This is a genomic window from Lawsonella clevelandensis, assembly GCF_001293125.1.
Classification (GTDB): Bacteria; Actinomycetota; Actinomycetes; order Mycobacteriales; family Mycobacteriaceae; genus Lawsonella; species Lawsonella clevelandensis.
Map to the genome: position 1 here is coordinate 481,898 of NZ_CP009312.1, position 18,848 is coordinate 500,745.

18 protein-coding genes and 1 tRNA gene are annotated in these 18,848 nt (G+C 56.1%); 5 read left to right on the plus strand and 14 right to left on the minus strand.

The window, feature by feature from the left end:
- Window positions 1-8: 8 nt before the first annotated feature.
- Complete coding sequence (locus IY73_RS02115; RefSeq protein ID WP_082346624.1) at window positions 9-1,592, plus strand: dolichyl-phosphate-mannose--protein mannosyltransferase; 1,584 nt, start codon at window positions 9-11, stop codon at window positions 1,590-1,592.
- 31 nt (window positions 1,593-1,623) lie between these two features.
- On the opposite strand, the gene IY73_RS02120 is transcribed toward IY73_RS02115, so the two are convergent.
- From IY73_RS02120 to IY73_RS02135, 5 genes are all read right to left on the minus strand, one after another.
- A complete protein-coding gene (locus IY73_RS02120) occupies window positions 1,624-2,040 on the minus strand; it encodes a DoxX family protein (protein WP_158408667.1) in 417 nt (138 codons plus the stop codon).
- A gap of 242 nt (window positions 2,041-2,282) precedes the next feature.
- Window positions 2,283-4,019, minus strand: a complete 1,737-nt coding sequence (locus tag IY73_RS02125; RefSeq protein WP_053978753.1) for an ABC transporter ATP-binding protein — start codon at window positions 4,017-4,019, stop codon at window positions 2,283-2,285.
- On the minus strand, window positions 4,016-4,303 hold the full coding sequence (locus tag IY73_RS08450) for a hypothetical protein (protein ID WP_199397492.1): 288 nt from the start codon (window positions 4,301-4,303) through the stop codon (window positions 4,016-4,018). The genes IY73_RS02125 and IY73_RS08450 overlap by 4 nt, the downstream gene beginning before the upstream one ends.
- Window positions 4,263-5,756 (minus strand): ABC transporter ATP-binding protein, encoded by a 1,494-nt coding sequence (locus IY73_RS02130; RefSeq protein WP_199397493.1) that lies wholly within the window; start codon window positions 5,754-5,756, stop codon window positions 4,263-4,265. Before IY73_RS02130 ends, IY73_RS08450 begins: the two co-directional genes overlap by 41 nt.
- Window positions 5,757-5,832: 76 nt before the next feature.
- Window positions 5,833-6,489 carry a TetR/AcrR family transcriptional regulator gene (locus IY73_RS02135; RefSeq protein WP_197736902.1) on the minus strand — a complete coding sequence of 219 codons (657 nt, stop codon included), beginning with the start codon at window positions 6,487-6,489 and terminating at the stop codon, window positions 5,833-5,835.
- Window positions 6,490-6,637: 148 nt separating this feature from the next.
- Between IY73_RS02135 and IY73_RS02140 the strand changes: the two genes are divergently transcribed.
- Window positions 6,638-7,138, plus strand: coding sequence for a methyltransferase family protein (locus IY73_RS02140; protein ID WP_172621828.1), 501 nt, complete (start codon window positions 6,638-6,640; stop codon window positions 7,136-7,138).
- A 273-nt stretch (window positions 7,139-7,411) separates the two neighbouring features.
- Here the strand turns inward: IY73_RS02140 and IY73_RS02145 are convergent.
- The 5 genes from IY73_RS02145 to IY73_RS02165 form a co-directional block, all read right to left on the minus strand.
- Window positions 7,412-7,484: transfer RNA gene (locus IY73_RS02145), tRNA-Ala, on the minus strand.
- 45 nt (window positions 7,485-7,529) lie between these two features.
- Window positions 7,530-9,260, minus strand: coding sequence for a divisome protein SepX/GlpR (gene sepX / locus IY73_RS02150; RefSeq protein WP_053978754.1), 1,731 nt, complete (start codon window positions 9,258-9,260; stop codon window positions 7,530-7,532).
- Window positions 9,261-9,537: 277 nt separating this feature from the next.
- A complete protein-coding gene (locus tag IY73_RS02155; protein ID WP_158408668.1) occupies window positions 9,538-10,221 on the minus strand; it encodes a GNAT family N-acetyltransferase in 684 nt (227 codons plus the stop codon).
- On the minus strand, window positions 10,181-11,431 hold the full coding sequence (gene glp, locus IY73_RS02160) for a molybdotransferase-like divisome protein Glp (protein WP_053961614.1): 1,251 nt from the start codon (window positions 11,429-11,431) through the stop codon (window positions 10,181-10,183). The genes IY73_RS02155 and glp overlap by 41 nt, the downstream gene beginning before the upstream one ends.
- Before the next feature lie 68 nt (window positions 11,432-11,499).
- Window positions 11,500-12,420, minus strand: coding sequence for a UTP--glucose-1-phosphate uridylyltransferase (locus tag IY73_RS02165; protein WP_053961615.1), 921 nt, complete (start codon window positions 12,418-12,420; stop codon window positions 11,500-11,502).
- Window positions 12,421-12,584: 164 nt separating this feature from the next.
- On the opposite strand from IY73_RS02165, the gene IY73_RS02170 reads away from it, so the two are divergent.
- Complete coding sequence (locus IY73_RS02170; RefSeq protein WP_053978756.1) at window positions 12,585-13,205, plus strand: 5-formyltetrahydrofolate cyclo-ligase; 621 nt, start codon at window positions 12,585-12,587, stop codon at window positions 13,203-13,205.
- A gap of 8 nt (window positions 13,206-13,213) precedes the next feature.
- Window positions 13,214-13,411, plus strand: a complete 198-nt coding sequence (locus IY73_RS08035) for an FmdB family zinc ribbon protein (protein WP_082345313.1) — start codon at window positions 13,214-13,216, stop codon at window positions 13,409-13,411.
- On the opposite strand, the gene IY73_RS02175 is transcribed toward IY73_RS08035, so the two are convergent.
- Window positions 13,398-13,832, minus strand: a complete 435-nt coding sequence (locus IY73_RS02175) for a hypothetical protein (RefSeq protein ID WP_053978757.1) — start codon at window positions 13,830-13,832, stop codon at window positions 13,398-13,400. The two genes, IY73_RS08035 and IY73_RS02175, sit on opposite strands and share 14 nt — an antisense overlap.
- Before the next feature lie 642 nt (window positions 13,833-14,474).
- Here IY73_RS02175 and IY73_RS02185 point away from each other — a divergent pair.
- Window positions 14,475-15,266, plus strand: coding sequence for an SAF domain-containing protein (locus tag IY73_RS02185; protein WP_053978758.1), 792 nt, complete (start codon window positions 14,475-14,477; stop codon window positions 15,264-15,266).
- A 247-nt stretch (window positions 15,267-15,513) separates the two neighbouring features.
- Here IY73_RS02185 and IY73_RS02190 read toward each other — a convergent pair whose 3' ends face one another.
- The 3 genes from IY73_RS02190 to IY73_RS02200 form a co-directional block, all read right to left on the minus strand.
- Entirely contained in the window at window positions 15,514-16,008 is a 495-nt protein-coding gene (locus IY73_RS02190) for a MogA/MoaB family molybdenum cofactor biosynthesis protein (protein WP_053961620.1), read from the minus strand.
- A gap of 28 nt (window positions 16,009-16,036) precedes the next feature.
- A complete protein-coding gene (locus tag IY73_RS02195; RefSeq protein ID WP_096334760.1) occupies window positions 16,037-17,227 on the minus strand; it encodes a S1C family serine protease in 1,191 nt (396 codons plus the stop codon).
- Between the two features lie 106 nt (window positions 17,228-17,333).
- Entirely contained in the window at window positions 17,334-18,845 is a 1,512-nt protein-coding gene (locus IY73_RS02200) for a sensor histidine kinase (protein WP_082346527.1), read from the minus strand.
- Window positions 18,846-18,848: the final 3 nt, after the last annotated feature.

The following is an 18,848-nucleotide window of genomic DNA, read 5'->3' on the forward strand; positions in this document are numbered from 1 at the left end:
AAGTAGGTATGCGGACGCCACGCGCCACTCCCCCGGCCGGTGCCACCGCCCCCCGCACACTCTGGCCTACCCCAGTGCGCGCCACCGACACTCTCCGCGGGTGGATCGTGACTGCTGTGCTTGCTGTCATCGCGGCACTCACTCGTTTTATGGGCTTGGGCGCATTATCCGACAAGGGCACCCCTCTCTTCGATGAGAAGCATTATGTGCCGCAAGCCTGGCAGATGCTGCACAACCACGCCATGGAGTTCAACCCTGGCTACGGGCTCGTCGTCCACCCGCCACTCGGCAAACAGCTCATTGCCCTTTCCGAAGCAGTGCTCGGATACAACCCGTGGGGTTGGCGCGTCAGCAGCGCTATCGCGGGCGTCATCTGCGTCATCCTCATTGTGCGTATTGGGCGACGGCTCTCTGGCTCCACCTATGTGGGTGCCCTGGCAGGCACGCTGCTGATCTGTGATGGCATGTTCACCGTTGTTTCGCGAACCGGGCTACTCGACGTTTTCCTCATCATGTTTGTCCTGGCCGCACTGCTCTGCCTGCTGCTCGATCGAGATCAGATGGAAGACCGAATGTGGGCAACCTTACGGGCGGGAACAACTTTTACCAGTGAGTTCGGCCCCCGCTGGGGATTCCGCTGGTGGCGCTTCACCGCAGGCGTCTTTCTTGGCCTCACCATGGCGGTCAAGTGGTCCGGCCTCTACTTTGTGGCTGTCTTCGGCGTCCTGAGTGTCATGTGGGATGTCGCCCTACGGCGCCGCTACCATGTCTCCCGCCCCTGGGTGGGAACACTTCGCCGCGACACTTTCCCTGCTATTGCTTCCCTCGCACTACTCCCCGTCGGCCTCTACATCGCCAGCTGGTGGGGGTGGCTCCGCGCCGAGAATGCGGTCTACCGCCATGCCGGCATCTCGGATGCCTGGTGGTCCACTTTCGTCCCCCGCTCGTTGCAATCACTCTGGTACTACCACCAGCAGATGTTCGATTTTCACTCGAGCCTCACGAATTCCCACGGCTATCACCACCCATGGGAATCCAAACCATGGCAGTGGATCGCCAGTATTCGCCCCCTGCTCTACTACTACGAGTCAGGTGTCGAGCCGACTAACGGCCCGCATAGTTGCGACCCAGAAGGCTGCGTCCAGGCGGTCCTTCTGCTGGGCACCTCCCTCATCTGGTGGGTGGGAATTATTATGCTGCTCTGGGCACTCTATCGTGTCATCACCCGGCATGACCCGCGCTATGTCGTCGTCCTCTGCGGCTATTTGGCGGCTTGGATCCCTTGGCTGCTGAACTGGGACCGGCAGATGTATTTCTTCTATGCCTCATCGCTGCTCCCCTTTATCTGCTTGGGGCTCGCTCTCATGCTGTCAGAGCTCGACGGATGGGTACCAGAAACCCCCTCGCCAGAGGCACAACCCTGGCGTCACAAGTGGGCTGCCTGGGGACAAAGCGTCCTGCTTGGCCGTGTGATCGTGTGTGTCTTCATGGGACTCGTCATCGCTAACTACGTGTGGATTCTGCCCATTCTGTACGGTGTACCCATCAGCCCCGATCTGTGGAGGCTCCAGCACTGGCTACCAACCTGGTAGCCCGGTGGCTCCATTAGTACTGGGCGACGTCCTATTCCGCATGCGTATTGAGAACAGCGTCAGTGGACACCCGGCCCGCCCCCAACACCATTAATGCCAGCAACGACACCACCACCAAACACGTCATTTGCGCACTTGAGGTGGTGAAGCCGTAGTGACCGCCCGTCATCAGGAAGTAGCCGTAGCCGGCTTCCGCGACCGCTCCAATAATGGCGAAAAGTGGGGTAAGGAACCCCAGCAGAATACCGACCGCACAGAGCACTAACGCGAGCCCCAAGACCACCGTGAACGGATACGCATTCGGCATCCCCCACTTTGCGAGCACGCGGGAGCTTTCCTTCACTCCATGCCCGAAGAAGATTTGGTAGCCCTGTGCACCGACGACCAGGGTGAGAGTGAGCCTAAGGAGAAGAAGCACAAAATCGTGCAGCCACGGGCGGTCAAGCATGAAGACAATTGTAGTGGCGGCAGCACGGAACATAACGCTTCCACGCCCGCCGTCACCTTCTCTCCACCAGAGCAGACCGGTTATATTCAAACAAGATGTAGCAGGCGGTTGTAAGACCTAGGCTCCAGCAGGAAAGCAGAATATCTCCCTGGTTCGTCCATGCACCCTCCCCACATCGGCAGCGCCGTGGGTAAAGTCCCTAAAGACGGATGTTTTTTCAGGCCTGATGTGTAATGTTGCTGTTAAATACTCCCCTGCTGAGAGACGGAGTTGGTGGCCGAGGCCGGTTGCTTCACCCACAGATGCTGGTAGATGCCGCTATGTTTGAGCAATTCGTCATGTGTGCCGCGTTCTGCAATGTGCCCGTTCTGTAGCACCAAAATTTGGTCAGCTGAACGCACAGTCGTCAGATGGTGTGCGACAACCAGGACAGTGCGGTTGCGGGCAAGTTCTGTGATGGCCTGCTGCATTTTGGTTTCGTTGACGGGGTCAACGTTGGCGGTGACTTCATCCATGATGAGGATGGGTGCATCTTTGAGGAATGCTCTGGCTACAGCGATACGTTGGCGTTGACCGCCTGACAGTCCGACACCGTTTTCGCCGACCATAGTGCCATAGCCGTCTGGCAAGGTGGTAATGAAGTCGTGGATGCGGGCGAGTTTGGCAGCAGCTATAACTTCTGCACGGCTAGCCTTAGTGTTTCCGATTCGAATATTGCCTTCAATGGTGTCGGCGAACAGTTGAACGTTTTGCATCACAATAGATATGCGGGACAGCAGATCGTCGTAATCCATGTCGCGCACGTCGACGCCACCTACGGTGATACTGCCCTCATCAGTGTCCCAGAAACGTAGCAGCAGGTTCGTGATGGTCGTTTTCCCTGATCCGGACTCACCTACCAGGGCTGTTAGCGTGCCCTCTGGGACGGTGAAACTTACCTTGTTTAGGGCATTTCGTCCCGGTTCGTATGCGAAAGTAACTTGCTCAAAGCAAATGCTACTGCCATGGCTGATAGCAGGATGACGTGGTTGTGGCACGGCGGGAGCTTGCATCACCTTTTGGATACGCATATAGGAATCGCTGACTTTCACATAGTTCATCCAGTGCGTTTCTAGCGCGGTGAATGGTTTGTAGAACTCGCGCCCGATCACCACGAAGATCAGGTAGGACAACACAGGCAACCAGCCACCAAGCGTCATGAAAAGACCGACACTTACTACCACCCAAAACGCTAAGTCGACCAGGAATGAGTAGATGGTGAGGGTGAATGCCTTGTTTTTGGTTGCTACGGTGGACGCTGCCTGAAAGGCCGTGATCGCAAGACCCAGCCTAGTTTCCAGCTTGTCGCTAGCAGTGAAAGCTTTAAGTACCGGCATACCGCGGATGAATTCGACGAATAATGCTGTCATGTCTGCCGCCCGGTCTCCGGCTTGTTTTTCCAGATGGTTGGCCTTCTTCACCCCGATGGTTAGCCAAGCGATCGCGAATGGAAGTGTTGACATCATCAACAAGGCCATCCGCCAGTCATAGACCACTAGGGCGATAAACAAAGTGAGTGAAACTATAAAGTCAGCGATCATCCTGGTCCACAGGTGTGCGACAACCATCTCCATAGCGTCCACATCGTTATGGATGATTTCCGAGATTTCGCCTAACCGTTCCTTGGTGTAGTAGCCGAGGGACAAGGCACGAAGGCGTCTAATGACTCTGGCACGCAGCTGGTGGATTAAGTCGAAGCCAGCCAAATGTTTTTGTTTGTCCGCCAGGATGCCACTGAGTGCCTTGACGACCAGCAGCGCAACCAAGACGACGCCAGTCTGCAACAGGTTGGCCTGGTGGTTCATTACTGCTTCAACGGTTGTTATGGCGATCAGCATCATAGCCGTACCGCACAGCGCGTAGACAACGAAGCCTATTACCGCACCAACCAACAGGCGCCGACCGCGCGGGGTAAGTACCCAAAGAATCGAGCGAATCATGCTGTTTGACCTGCCTTGATATCCCAGCTGTCTACCAGGTGCTGAGCACGCACCAGGCGTTGATAGGTTTCACAGCGCGACAGTAACTGTTGGTGCGTTCCAGCATCAACGACGCTGCCTTCATCTAGCACGATAATCTGATCGGCGCTGACGATCGTGTCCAAGTGATGGGCAATAGTAATGACCGTCTTATCTTTGGTCAGTTCATCAATAGCTGTCTGAACCAGCTCCTCATTCCCAGAATCAAGGGCGCTGGTTGCTTCCCAACACGACGATCTCAGCATTTTTCAGCATTGCCCTGGCAATGGATATTCGCTGTTTTTCCCCTCCCGAAAACTTCACCCCAACCTCTCCAGCCATCGTTTGATAGCCCAGCGGTAAAGCCTCAATGAACTGGTGGATCTGAGCACGCTTAGCCGCATCGACCACTTGCGAATGGCTAGCATTGGGGTTTCCCACCTTAATGTTGTCCTCTAACGTCAAGTTGAATAAGAACACGTCCTGTGCGACCAGACCAAAGCTTCGCCTCCAGTCATGCTCTGACACATCGGCAAGACTGCGCCCACCCACAGTGATTCTCCCCCGGTCGGGTGTCCAAAAACCCATCAGCAGGTGCGCTAACGTCGTTTTTCCACAACCAGAAGAACCAACCAGAGCGTTGACGCTGCCGCGTTTAAAGGTCAGGTTTACGTCTTTCAATGCAGGCACCTGTTTATTGGGGTAAGTGAACGAAACGCTGTCTAGAACGAGATCACCCTCAACCGACAATTCAGTAGCGTCTCGCTGAGCGGGTGCGGGCTGCCCTAGGATAGAGCTAATCCCCGTCATGGCCTGGTTAAACATGAATCGGTAATGCTTTAAAGTCGCAATCTTTGCCACCGCAGCGCTAAACGTCCCAGACAAAACCATGGCAAGGATCAGTCTTTCCACGCTTATTTGGCCGTCTTGCAGTAGCAGCAAACCTACAATCACTGTGCCCACCATGCCTGATTCCATGAAGAGAGTGATCAACCCCATCGGTACGGCGATATCGTTCATCGACGTAGAAACCCATCGCACATACTCCTCTGAGGCATCAATGGCCTTAGCAGTTTTGTCTTCGCTCTTTCCAAAAGCCTTTATCACAGCAATATTGGCCACGTACTCAACGAGACGTTCTTGCATGGCAGTCATATAACGAGCGACGGTAGCAAACCCGGTAACCCACTTCGGGCTCGCTAGTCTGCGCACCACCCACATCAGTGGCAAACCGATCACCATCACTAAAGCCAACCGCCAATCCACTGCAAGCATCACTACGAATACCACTAGTGGTAGCCCTGTGGCTGACATCGTCTCTGGCAACCCGTGAGCCAAAAATACCTCTACTTGTTCCACATCATTTTTCATCACGCTAACGAGATCACCGGTACGGCGAACGTGGAAGAATCCCAGCGGCAACGCCTTCAAGTGCTTAAGGATGTGTAATCGCAAGTCAGCTAGGCTGCCGTAGGCAGCCCGATGCGCCAACCAGGTTGCACAGAATACGCAGCCAGATTTAACTAGCAAGACCACCAGCAGCACAGTCGTCCACACCCACACCATCCGGGCGGTCAAATCATCGACGAAATACCGCGCCACTAGATGAATCACCACTATCGGCACCAGCAAATCTAAGGAGACCGACATCACGTTCATTATGTTCGCCAAGCGGCTTGAACGCTTCGTCTGCTTAACTAACTCTTTTTGCGTGTTCACTACTCAACCGCCAATAAAACAGAATTATCATTCGATTTTGAATGTAAAAAATAAACGCTACGTGTCGACCACTCTCTCATAGAGAGTTCACCCCTTCGTAGTAGCACTGCATAATGAGGTCAAGGAGTTTCATGGCTTGAGCCTCGTTCTCAAAATGACGGGCCACTTCCAACAAGCCTTCAACAAAGTTGTTGGCCAACACATGGGGCAAAAGTGCGGGCAAATTCTCAGCAGCGCACCTAGCCATCGACCGACCAATATGCGCCTCAACAGCGGAAATCAGCTTGCTTTTAGCCCCTTCATGGATGCTGCCTTGACTCTTGTCCATCAAGATGACGAAAGCCCGGTGATGGGTCAATAAAACCTGTAGATAACCGTGTGTCACTGCCAAATAACGCCCCAGAGGGTCAGCTGCATCTGCCTGTTCCTCCGCTATCGCAATCTGCTCAAAGTCAGTTGGAACGTCAGCGATCACTGCATCAAACAGCTCGCTCTTATTCTTGAAATACGAATATAACAAGCTGGTTGATACCTCTGCTTGGGCGGCAATATCAGCCATCCGCGCCTCGCGAAAACCCTTATCATAAAAGACGTGCATGGCAGCAACAAGCATGCGATCACGAATCTCCGGTTTCAAGACCTGAACCATAACAACCTTCTCAATAGCGAACCATCGTTCGTTATTGAAGTTAGTATTACCTAAACAATTTGTCAATTGTACGGACACTCCCACTGCCCCACCTCCTCGCTCCCACTTCACAGAGGTAAGAACACAAAAATTGATAATCCCCGTTAATCACGTATCTATCCTGTACACCAAAAGTTTTAGGGAATAACCGAAGTATCTCCGTAGGCACTCTTCGTGTGGGATAATCACTGCTATGAACACTGATAGTGAACCTTCTACTCTGCCGGTGTTCGGCGTCGGACCAGCTTATGTAGCAGGGATTTTCACCCTCACGATTCTGGCGGGACTTGCCACCTACCTTGGGTGGATAGCGAAGGCAGCCGTCACCCCACGTTGGTTGCGGATCGTATTCATCACCGCCGGAGTGCTGACTGCCATTGCAGGAATCACGATATGGTGCCTAGCCGTGATCGGCGCCCGGTCGGTAGAAAAAATAAAAAACAACCAGTTGATGACAGACGGCATCTACGCCTGGGTGCGACACCCTGTGTATGCAGCGTTCCTCTTCATCAATACAGGTATTCTCCTCACACTGGGGAACTACTGGCTGCTTATCCTTCCATTTGTCTACTGGATTTCGTTGAGTGTGTTGATGAAATACACGGAGGAACGGTGGCTCACTCGCCACTACGGACAGCGTTACCTCGACTACGCCCAACACGTCAACCGCGTCATCCCCTGGCCTCCTACCTAGCTCACTCAGACACAGAACGTAGGGTGGCTACCCGCTTTCCCCGTCGACCTACACGCATACCGGACTGACACCTAGCTTGATCCCAATTGCAGCCCAATTCGTGCCAAAATTGTGCCAAAATCGTGCCGCATTGTATGTTCCGTGCCAGAATTATGGCTCTACAACAGCTACATCCACTCGACATTTTCGAAGACGTTCGCTTCAAAAATACGCTTTGAACAGCGGTAATAAAGAAAGACCCCCTGGTCACATATGACCAGGGGTTTTCTCTTGTGGAGCTAAGGGGAATCGAACCCCTGACCTTCTCGATGCGAACGAGACGCGCTACCAACTGCGCTATAGCCCCAGACCTCCCCCACTGTACCAGCGAGGGAGGGAAGGTTAGAAATCACTAGCCGACATCCCGGTAGCCACCGCGGCGAGAGAGGTCAAAGCGAACAACATTGTCTGCTGCCTCACACGCATTCCAGTAGTCCACGCTGCGGCCACCGGTGTAGTCGCCCACGGCGTAGGGGTCGTCATACTGGTAGGCGGCCTCTGCCTCGTCGTACGCATAGTCCGGTTCGCGGCGGACAGCGGCGTCGGGGTAACGGGAGGCATTAATACGCACTCGGCCGAAGCGATCCCGCAGGTAGCCGCCATCATCGTAGGAGAACTCTGCCGCGTGGGCCGCCATGTACTCCTTCATGAACGGACGGGTCTCAAGATTGTCAAAGAGGGGGTCTCCATCATCCACATCAACCAGCGAGTACTGGCCGTGGAAACTTAGTGCGGGGGTTTCTTCTTCCTCCCGGTAGCCATATTCGGCCCGCTGTGCTCGCGCCCGGCGCATCTGGGTAAGGCGCCGCTGCCGGAGTTCCTTCTCCAGCCGGACTTGGCTACGGAGGGCGGCCAGGTAGAACGCAATAACACCGCACCAGGCTGCCGGGGCGATCCATACCAGGCCTCCCAGTACCGCTGCTGCCGCAATCATCGGGATAAGGAGAACGGCGAGCACAAGGAAGATAACTCGGCGTCGCTTGTAGCGTTTTTGCGCTGCAGCTTCCGCTGCTACGGGGTCATATCCGCCACGGCCGCGCCGGTGTTCTACCTCCGCGATGTCGTCGGCTGTCAGGGTAAGCTGTGGGGCAGGCTCAGGGATATTGCGGTCCTTCTTAGTGAAGCCGGAAATCTTGGCGGCGAGAGTGCCGCTGAGACACGAGACGGGAGATGTGCCGCTCGCAGCAGAGTCGACGTCATCACTGTTGTCGTCTGCAAATTCCGTTTCGGCAATGTCGGCGTCGAGGTCGTCCTCACGCTCGTCTGTGTAGTCGTCGACCACATCGTCTACACCGTCCTCGGTGTCCGCAATCTCCTTGATGGCTGCAGTTTCCTCGGTAGCTGTGCTGTCCGCAGCGTTCTCATCCTCTTCTGCATCGCCGTCAACAGGATCAGTGGCCACTGCGGCTTCAGACTGGGTCTCGTCCTCTTCAGCGTCAACAGAAGTATCGCTATCGGCGTTGGTATTCGCAGCGAGGTCAGTTTTCTCCGTGTCTGAGTTCTCCGTCTCCACAATCTTTGTTGCCGCAGCATCGGGGACAATTTCGGCGTCCATCACGGTGGTCGTATCGATCTCCGCTTCATAGTTGTCGAGGCTTTCCTGCAGAAGCTCCGGGGTGATGACGATTTCCTCGGTAGGCGCGTCCGATACGACAGCGTGCGCGTCCGGGCCAAAGATATCGTCGGCAAAGGGCAGTGTTGCTTGGATTACCTCAGGGGAGGTCTTAGCTGCCATCGTGCTGGTCCTTTCGGAGGACTCCACAGGGTCGTTGGTTGGGGTGGAATCGGCAGAGATTACGGCAGGGTCGACCGTTAGCCGCTTAGCGTGCTTCCGGGCACTGCGTCGACGTGTTTTTTCCACGGGTCCGAGAGTCTGTGCTGCGGCAGTCTCCTCATCGTCTATCGGGCGGGGGGTAATGCGCCGACGAGGTTTGAGCTGTCGATCGTCACCGCGGTGGAGGACACGAGTTGCGGAGAAGGCAGCGGAGGTGCGACGAATCGGCTCCTTGGTATTGACCACCATCGGGAGCAGTACCAAGAGCCATACGACTACCAGCAGAATAATAAGAAGTGAGCTGGCCACTGTTTCGTCACCTACTCCACATGTGTCTTGACGTTGGAGGTGTTCCCCATCAGAAGACGATGGTCTTCTGCTGGGTACCGCGAAAATTCACTGTATTTCTAGGCTAACCAGCATTTTTGCGCATTCATTTACGACACACCGGAGAGCCCATCATTAGCACAACGTTTCACTAATTGACTTAGTTCCCACTAGTAACATCGGCTTCTCTGGCACCTTCTGTTACGTCATTGGGGCTAACAACCCTGAGCCAACATCTCCCATACAAAACCCCACAATGCTAGAGGCGCTGCGCTTTCCCCGCCCCCACAAGACGACCAACTGCCCCCTGCGGCAACTCCTCCACCGTCACCGCCCACAGTTCATGCGTTAAATACCTCCCTTTAATGCGTAAATAGCGCTGCAGCACCCCCTCCTGGTGCATCCCCACCTTTTCCAACACACAACGGCTCGCCGCATTACTAGGATGCACCGTTGCCTGCACGCGATGAAGCCGCATTACCTCAAAGGCATAGTCCACAGCCAAAGCCGCAGCCGCCGTGGCCACCCCACCACCCGTCATTTGACTGTCCACCCAATAGCCCACAGTTACACCGCGCACCGCCCCATACTCCACATTATTGAGCAACACCTGCCCCGCAATCTGGCCGTTAAGTACGATGACGAAAGGGACCATCACCCCCATGCGACGCCCCTCCATGAACCACCGATAGGTATCCCGCCACTGCTGCGCCGGAGGCCGTTCCTTCCAATAGAGCGGGTCTTCAGGATCCGGTTCCCACTCAGCAATCTCCCGCTGCGAACGGGCACGCGACGACATCACCGCAGTTCCATCAGACCACCGCGGCAACCGCAAATACACGTCCCCCGCAGAGACGCGAATACGTTCAGTAAGGAGCTCTTCTTCCTTAACACTCCACAAACTAGCGGCGTTGCGCCAGGAACAGCACGTCCACTTCTTCACCAGTTCGAACCTCTGTGACATCCGGAGGGACAACAATGAGCGCATTGGCCTCGGAGAGAGATGCCAGCAGATGGGAGGTTGACGGGTTCGCGCCAGCCAACGCCTGCACCAAATACTCGCCCGTCGCCTCATCGCGCATGAGCTGGGCACGCAAGTACCCAGCGCGCCCCTTCATCGAGGTTACCGGAGTAATAGTACGAGCTCGGATAATACGGCGGAGTGGGTGCCGTTTACCCAGAGCAATACGAATCATGGGGCGCACCATCAGCTCAAACACCAACAATGCTGACACCGCATTAGACGGCACAAGGAAGGTCGGGATTTGGTCTGCACCGAGCAACCCGAAACCCTGCACAGAGCCCGGATGCATCGCCACCCGCTCAACTTCCACTTCGCCCAAATCAGTCAACACATTGCGAACATGCTCCGAGGCAATACCGCCCACAGCACCAGCAATAATGACAATCTCTGAACGCAACAGCTGCGTCTCAACCAACTCGCGGAACGCCCGCGGCTCAGTAGAGACGATGCCCACCCGGTGCACCTCCGCACCAGCGTCCAGGGCAGCAGCCGTCAACGCATAAGAAGCAACGTCGTACACCTGTCCCTGTCCAGGCGTACGATCCAGATCCACCAGCTCATTACCGACGCTGATGATGGCCACTCGAGGGCGCGGATGCACAAGCACCTTATCCCGACCCACTGCAGCCAATAGACCCACCTGGGCGGGGCCCACAATTGTGCCAGCATGGACAGCAATGTCGCCAGGGGTCACATCATCGCCTACCCGCCGAACGAAATCCCCCGGATTCACTCGTCGATTAATGGCGACCCGGGTTTCTCCGTTATCCGTCCACGCTAACGGCACCACCGCATCTGCCAAGGCGGGCATAGCAGCACCCGTAAATACACGGACGGTTTGGTCCGGTTGGAGGCGGGTATGCAAACGCGACCCTGCTGTCACGTCACCCACCACCGGAAGCACAACGCTGGAGCCCTGTGGATCCCCCGCCGCCGGAGCACACTTCACATCCACCGCACGCACTGCAAAACCATCGATCGCCGCCTGGTCAAAACCCGGCAAAGGCATCGTGGTTTCAACTTCCTCGGCACACATCAAGCCAAGAGCATCCTGAATGGACACCCGAACTGGATTAGGGGCAACCGCAGACGCAGTGACCAGCGCTTGCTGCTCCTCTACGGAACGCATTCATGTCCTCCCGAAAACAGAAAGTGATGACAGGGACGGGGAAGGGCGGGGAGACACCCAGCGAAGGACTAGTCGTCCTTCTCTTGGAGACGCTCCTCCAACCACCCACGGAGATCAGGACCGTAATTCTCATCCCGCAACGCGAAGTCCACGGAAGCACGGATGTAACCGCCCGGATTACCCAGATCATGGCGGGTACCGCGATGCACCACAATGTGCGTCGGCAGCCCCTCTGCAACGCATTGGGCAATAGCATCTGTCAGCTGCAATTCTCCACCAGCACCCGGCGTAATGGTGTGCAACGTATCAAAGATGGAACGGTCCAGGATATACCGGCCGACTGCCGCATAGTGGGAGGGAGCATCCTCGGGAGCCGGCTTCTCTACCATCCCTTTAACACGCATGACGCGTCCCTCATCGGACTCGTCACCAGTCGGCTCGACATCGAAAACGCCGTAGTTGGATATGTCGTCACCCGGCACCTCATAGGCGCACAGCACAGTGCCGCCGAAACGCTCACGCACTTCCGCCATCTGTTCCAGAACACCGGTTGGGGTTACCAGATCATCGGGCAGCAGAACCGCAATACACTCCTCGTCTTCATACAAGTGTGTTTCCGCCAGGCTCACTGCATGGCCCAAACCCAGCGGCTTTTCCTGCAGCGCAGACTCCACCTCAATGAGACCAGGGGCACGCCGCACCTTGTGCAGCATGACATTCTTGCCCTTCTTCTTCAGCTCATCCTCCAGCATGGAATCAGTGTTGAAGTACGTCATCACGCCCGTCTTGCGGTCCGAGGTGATAATGACGAGACGATCAGCGCCAGCATCGGAAGCCTCTTCCGCAATGAGTTCGATACTGGGGGTGGAGACGACTGGGAGTAGTTCTTTCGGCACCGTCTTCGTGACGGGAAGGAATCGGGTGCCCAAACCAGCGGCAGGGATTACAGCCGTGGAGAACACGCCACCACGCGTTTCATTAGTAGACATAGCTCTAGCCTAGTGGCATAAAGTGAGAAGAACCGTAAAAACACTGGGATTTGCTGAGGTCTGCCGCAAAAGTGGCGCCTGCAAGTCTTCCTCAACCAGTAGGTTTCTCTTAGCCGGGTAACTAACCAACTGCCCCACCCCACCACCAAGGAGGAGAAGCAATCGTGTCAAAAGCGAGCTTCCGCAGCGCCGCCCGCACCGCCCGCGCCACCGTGTACTCCCAGTGGTCACCATCCGAGCAGGCGGCAATCAATGCCGACCTCACCAACACCTGCTGCCGGCTCCTCTCGCTAACCCAGGCCCAACGAATCTGCGCCTATATTCCCCTTGGAGACGAACCCGGAAACCGGGACTGGGTAGAAACATTGGCAGCACATACCCACGAGCTCTACCTCCCCCGCAGTGAAGCAACAGGGGAACTCACCTGGGGACCCTTTACTACCTGGGAAGAGCTAGTAGAGGGACGGTTCCACATTTCCCAACCACGCACAGTTATCCCACATCTTCTCACCACTGCTCCCGGCGTAGACCTCATCTTTCTGCCTGCTACCAGTGTGGGACGAGATGGAACCCGGATGGGGCGTGGTGCCGGTTACTATGACCGCGCACTAGCCGCCATAACAGCCGCTGTTACCTCCGGCGCACTGGCTGCCTCTCCTGTTCTTGCCGCTGTCGTCTATAGCCACGAGCTTCGCAACACCGTCCCAACAGAGCCGCATGATGCGCACGTCGACTGGGCCGTCACCCCCACTGAATTGCACAATTGTGCTACTCCTAGCGCATAATTGGGAACATGCCCACCTACTCATACGCGTGCAAAGAGTGCGGATACGCCTTTGATATCCGCCAGAGCTTTAGCGATGACCCCTTGACCGTGTGCCCGCAATGCGGCGGCCCACTCAAAAAGGTGTACAACACTGTTGGCGTGACCTTTAAAGGCAGCGGCTTCTACCGCACCGACTCTCGCAGCTCAAACCTCAATAAGAAATAGCCTGCTGGCTGATGTAACGCTCGCGGCTTAACACCAGCACACCCACAAACACAGCCAGCGTCATAAAAACGTAGATGCCCTGCCAAAAGAGATAAGGATAGGAATACATCGTCACCAAAGGGACCCCTACAAGGGGGCCCATTTTGTGTGGCACGATCTCCGCCATCCATGTTGCGGTAGTCCCCACCACACCTGCAAAGGCACACACAATCCACGCTCGTTCCCAGCCCGAGTGCTGACCCCAATGGTTAACTAACGCATCGACCATGACGAGGAGGAGCGGAAAAATCCACACATAGTGATGGTGCCAGCTAAACGGCGAGAGAAGGCAGGCACCCAGCCCACCCAACGCCATCATCAGCGTGTTATTACGCAGGTAAGCGGCATACCACAAGGTCGCCACGATAAGGATCAGACCCACTAGCTCGACGGCAATCCACCATGGTGTTGGCCACCCGCCATACGATAAACAATCGCCTGGAGAGACTGGTCCGCCCGGTTAAGATAACTCCCCACACGATTGTTATGCAGCATCAAGTGCAGCCAGTATGTGCGCGAGTCCGCCGGCAATACCCAGAAACCACAGGCGATTGTCGTTCAAAGGCCAGTACAGACGTCGCTAATGTTTTCCAGCGCCGCTGGATCGCCAGCACGATAAAGAAGAAGCCCGGCGTCAAGCAAACGTCCGGCTAGCCAATAGACGCGCAGATCTACAAAAATTACTCCAGAGTCCAATAGGTTTCTTTGTTGGATCGATGACGGCGAGGTTGAAGACCATCGCACCTGCCATCAATAAGGTGCTAACTAAACACCACCAGGGGGCATGCGGGATACGCCAACGTACCGCAAGGGTGCCTGAGCTGCCTGATGCCATGGCCTTTACTGTCGTACTCGATGAGGCCTGTGAAAACGACGCCCCGCACTCTCCCGCTGTCGCCGTCTTCCCCTCCACATTTTTTCCTCCTGTGGATAGCTTCTCTCCTGGCAAGCTCACCCACCTTCCCCAGCCCCAGCTGAGATTACTGTTCAAGTATCTCCCTGCTGACGAAGAAAGGTTGACGCAATGCCGAGAAGATCCACCGCCCTAGGGTGGGAGTATGTCGCGACAGCTACGTCTCCACCACCGTCACCCGCTCCTCCCCAGCGGTGGGAAGATCAGTTTGGCACTGCCTGGCGTGACCCCTGGCCCGCCACGACAAAGGTAACCTCACCTGACGTCACAGCAGACGATTCCGCTACCGTTTCTCCGCCCGCCAACCCGCGCAAGGCACTCCGTGCACTCTGGTCTCGCTTGTCTCGCAAGACCACCCGCCCCCAGCGCGTCATTCTCACGCTCGCTTGTGCCATCCTCCTCGGTACGATTGTCGCGTTACTTATTCCCCACGGTGCTCCCGCTCTCACTGTGGCCCAGCTCAACCACTCCCTACCGAGCGGACAGGAAGTCACTTCTGCAGACATCGAATGGGTGCACGTCCCTGCGGCACTCATCCCTGAGCATCCCATCACTTCAGCGGACCAGTTCACGGGACGCCGCGTGGTGGGAGATGTAGAACGCGGCGAGCTCCTGACCACGGCACGTCTCAGCACCCCACAACTCCCTACCGGATGGCGCGCCCTCGGCCTTCCCATCAGCGGTGCAACCTCCTGGCGCACTGGACAGCATGTGGACGTCGTCGCTTCAACCGAAGACAGCAGCTGGGTCTTATGTCACGATGCCGTCATCCATGACACTACTGCATCAAACAGTCCGGGGGCCGGCCACTCCACTAGCGTCATCGTGGCGCTTCCGGAAGAGAAAGCCTACGAGTTAGCGCAGCTCGATACGGACGCAGTGGTCACGCTCTTGCTGCGCTAAAACTCAGTTATCTAGTAGTCGTAGTGGGGTGGTTTCTGATCGTGGAGCCATCTTTCCCACTCTCTCCGGTCAGCTCGGCCTTCCGCCCGATCACCGCACTCATCACGGCTCAATGTGGACACTGACTCACCAAAGATGCGATTCAACGTGTCCCGAGAGAGCCGACGCCGACGGCCGCTGTCGGCTGCCCGTGATGCGGGATTGTCAGAATCAGCGTTGTCCACCGGCGAACCAGTATCCTCCGACATTAGAAAATGTCCAGCGAGGAAATCTCGTTAATGACGTACCGGGCCAGCGGAAGTAAGGTCGCCATACCATCACGCACTGCCGCACGAGAATTGGACAAATTAGCCACCAAGGTGGATCCGGAGATTCCCACCACACCACGGGATACACAGGCGTCCTGTGCCCCCGCGGATTGTCCAGAAGAGCGCAAGGCCTCAGCAATGCCGGGAAGTGCTCGGTCGATGAGGGGAAGAGTTGCTTCCGGAGTGTGGTGACGGGGGCTCAGCCCGACTCCACCGACGGTCAGGAGGAGATCGACACCACCTACTACGCCCGTTTCAATGGCTTTTCGGATCTCGTCCTCGTCGTTGGGAACCACTACTACGCCGTCAACGTAGAAACCATCTTCTTCGAGCAATTCGGTCACAATCTTGGCAAGTGCGCGAGATTCCTCATTGGCGTGGTCGGCAGTGATGACTGCCAGTGCGCGTCCGGCCGCACCAGGGTTTACGTCCACTTTTCTTTATCCTTTACTAGCTGACCGCTTAATTCAGAGATCCTACAGTGACTTCTACTGTACGCGTGTCGCCGCCGCCTTGTTTCTCGACAGTCACCTTGATGACATCCCCCGGGGCCTTCGACCGCACATACGCAACCAGACCGTCAACTGGGTCAAGCGGGCGACCATCAACCTTCGTGATCACTTCGCCCGTTCGTAGGCCAGCACGATCAGCGGGGCTGCCCGCGGTAACATCAGCGATCAGAGACCCAAGTGGATTAGTTGAAGGCGTGACCTTTACACCGATGACAGAGTGGCTAGCCTTGCCGGCCTTCACAAGTTCCGAAGCGATGCGACGGGCTTGGTTAACCGGAATGGCGAAGCCAAGTCCAATATTCCCGCCACTCACCTCACCCGTGTAGGGGTTCTCCCCACCCAGTGAGGCAATGGCAGAGTTCACACCAATAAGGCGGCCTGCCATGTCCACCAGCGCACCACCCGAATTACCCGGGTTAATAGCGGCATCCGTCTGAATAGCATTCATGACGGTATCTTGACCACCTGGGGAACGATCACGGGTACTGGTATGAACGGGGCGATTTAATGCCGAAATAATGCCGGAAGTCACAGTACCGGTGAGTCCGAGCGGGGCACCGACGGCGACAACCTCCTGACCCACCACCAAATTCTTTGAGTTTCCCATCTCAATCGGCTGCATGTCACGCACGCCCTCAGTCTTGATAACAGCAATATCGGAGAGGACATCAATACCGACGAGCTTTGCGGCATACATCCGGTTGTTATTCGTGACGACAGCCATCTCACGGGCGTTATTCACCACGTGCGCGCTGGTGAGGATGAGTCCATCCTTAGACAGCACCACACCCGATCCGGACCCGCCCGCATTCGAGGTGAAGGCGACCTGAATGGAAACCACGGAGGGAAGCACTTTCTCCGCCACGGCCTGCACTGAGCCTTCCGGGGCAGATGGCGCCTTCACATCTTTGTCAATAGGTTCTTCCAGCACATTGTCGCTGGGTACATAGCCCAGTGAGGTGCTCTTGTTATGTGCAAGGTTGGAGCCGAGGACACCGCCCAAGGCGCCCGCGACAAGAGCGATTACTGCGAAGAGGACGATGAGCAGTAAAAGACGGGACTTTTTCTTCTTTTCAGGCTCTGGAGGGACCATCGGGTAACCCTGGTATGGAGTTGAGGAGGGCGGCATTGAATAACTCATGCCCTAACTATCTACCGTAATCCTGGAAAACCGTATTTGGGCGGCTTGAAACTTGCTGTGAAAGCACCCGTAGGTGCTGTGCGGCGCACAGAGCGACAACATCTCGCTACAGCTCGTCGGTCTGATCCAGGCCAGCATGCAGACGCGGACCACCTGGCAGCTCCAGCACCATACGCGTACCGCCGCTTGGTGACGCTTCTGCCCGCACACTTCCTCCATGCAACTCCATGACCTGTTTCACGATGGCCAAACCGAGACCAGAACCCGGCATCGCCCGGGACTCCACCGCCCGGTAGAACCGTTCGAACACGAGTTCCCGCTCTTCTGGAGGGATACCAGGACCCTCGTCATCCACCGTCACCTCAACCAGTTCATCATCCACCTGCTGCATCACCATGGTGACGGTTCCCCCTTGCGGACTCCACTTTGCCGCATTATCAAGAACATTGAGAAACGCTCGGGAGAGGCCGCGCTGATCCCCCCTGAGATACCAGTCGATGAGGTGAAACCTGAAGTTAATATCCAAACGCCGTCGTTGCACCCGATCGATGACACCATCTAGCAGCTCACACAAATCGATGGGCTCGACCACTGAGTAGTGGGAGTCCTCGCGTGCCAAATCCACCAGGTCTGTGACCAAGTTAGTGAGCTCTTCCAGCTGGCTCATGACATCATGCTCAAGGTCTGCGATGTCCTCTTGGCTGATGGTGCCTGCGGGATTCTTTGACGCCATCATGAGCAACTCCATATTGGTGCGCATACTCGTCAAGGGAGTCTTTAGCTCGTGGCCGGCATCCGCAACCAATTGGCTTTGCCGAATCCGCGATTCCTGCAGGGATTTCAGCATCTTGTTGAAAGACTCAGTGAGGCGTGCCAGTTCGTCAGAACCGTAGACCGGCAACGGGGTAAGGTTGTCCGTGCGGGCAATACGCTCCGTACCATCAATAAGCAGCTGCACAGGCACAAGACTTGTCCGCGACACAGCCCACCCAGACAACATAGCAAGCAAAGTCCCCACACTGGCCATAATCGCAAAGACGGACGCCATATGGTTTGTCATCGTTCGGAGCGCGGAAAGATCCTGCACCAACACGAGTGTCCAATTATTGATGCCGGTATCCGTGGTGAGGATGAGGCGGTTATGCTCCTCTCTCTGGGAAAATGTGGCTTTCCCAGAGACGACATCGAGGTCTGATTGTGCGAGAGCAATATGGTCGGAACCGCGCCGAATCTCCAGAGCATCGTGCTCATTCTTGTCCGTCTGCGGTCGCACCACCATGAAGTACAGTCCTGGATTGCGGAGTCGGGACGTATTGAGGTCTCCCGATGCTCCATCGTGTTCGAGGCTCTCGATGAAGCTTTGCTCAGCGAGCAGTTCTGTCGCCTGGTCCTCCAGGGTCAATTCCGCACTGCGAAGAAGAGAGCTGGAGGCCACCCAATACCCCATAAAGGACGTTCCAACGATGGCGACAAATACCATCGCGGCAGAAAGCAGAGCGATAATCCAGCTCATCTTGATACGAAAGACAAGCGGCGGTTTATCCCCCTTCGTCCGCTGTGCGGAAACCGCCCTATCGATCTGCCTCTTTCTCCAGGTGGAGCGCTCTTTACTGGACATAGT

What these genes read in the sequence shown, in the direction of transcription:
- IY73_RS02115 (WP_082346624.1), top strand. Translation starts at nt 9, where the DNA reads ATGCGGACGCCACGCGCCACTCCCCCGGCCGGTGCCACCGCCCCCCGC.
- IY73_RS02120 (WP_158408667.1), bottom strand. Translation starts at nt 2,040, where the DNA reads ATGCTTGACCGCCCGTGGCTGCACGATTTTGTGCTTCTTCTCCTTAGG.
- IY73_RS02125 (WP_053978753.1), bottom strand. Translation starts at nt 4,019, where the DNA reads ATGATTCGCTCGATTCTTTGGGTACTTACCCCGCGCGGTCGGCGCCTG.
- IY73_RS08450 (WP_199397492.1), bottom strand. Translation starts at nt 4,303, where the DNA reads ATGCTGAGATCGTCGTGTTGGGAAGCAACCAGCGCCCTTGATTCTGGG.
- IY73_RS02140 (WP_172621828.1), top strand. Translation starts at nt 6,638, where the DNA reads ATGAACACTGATAGTGAACCTTCTACTCTGCCGGTGTTCGGCGTCGGA.
- glp (WP_053961614.1), bottom strand. Translation starts at nt 11,431, where the DNA reads ATGCGTTCCGTAGAGGAGCAGCAAGCGCTGGTCACTGCGTCTGCGGTT.
- IY73_RS02165 (WP_053961615.1), bottom strand. Translation starts at nt 12,420, where the DNA reads ATGTCTACTAATGAAACGCGTGGTGGCGTGTTCTCCACGGCTGTAATC.
- IY73_RS08035 (WP_082345313.1), top strand. Translation starts at nt 13,214, where the DNA reads ATGCCCACCTACTCATACGCGTGCAAAGAGTGCGGATACGCCTTTGAT.
- IY73_RS02185 (WP_053978758.1), top strand. Translation starts at nt 14,475, where the DNA reads ATGCCGAGAAGATCCACCGCCCTAGGGTGGGAGTATGTCGCGACAGCT.
- IY73_RS02195 (WP_096334760.1), bottom strand. Translation starts at nt 17,227, where the DNA reads ATGAGTTATTCAATGCCGCCCTCCTCAACTCCATACCAGGGTTACCCG.
- IY73_RS02200 (WP_082346527.1), bottom strand. Translation starts at nt 18,845, where the DNA reads ATGTCCAGTAAAGAGCGCTCCACCTGGAGAAAGAGGCAGATCGATAGG.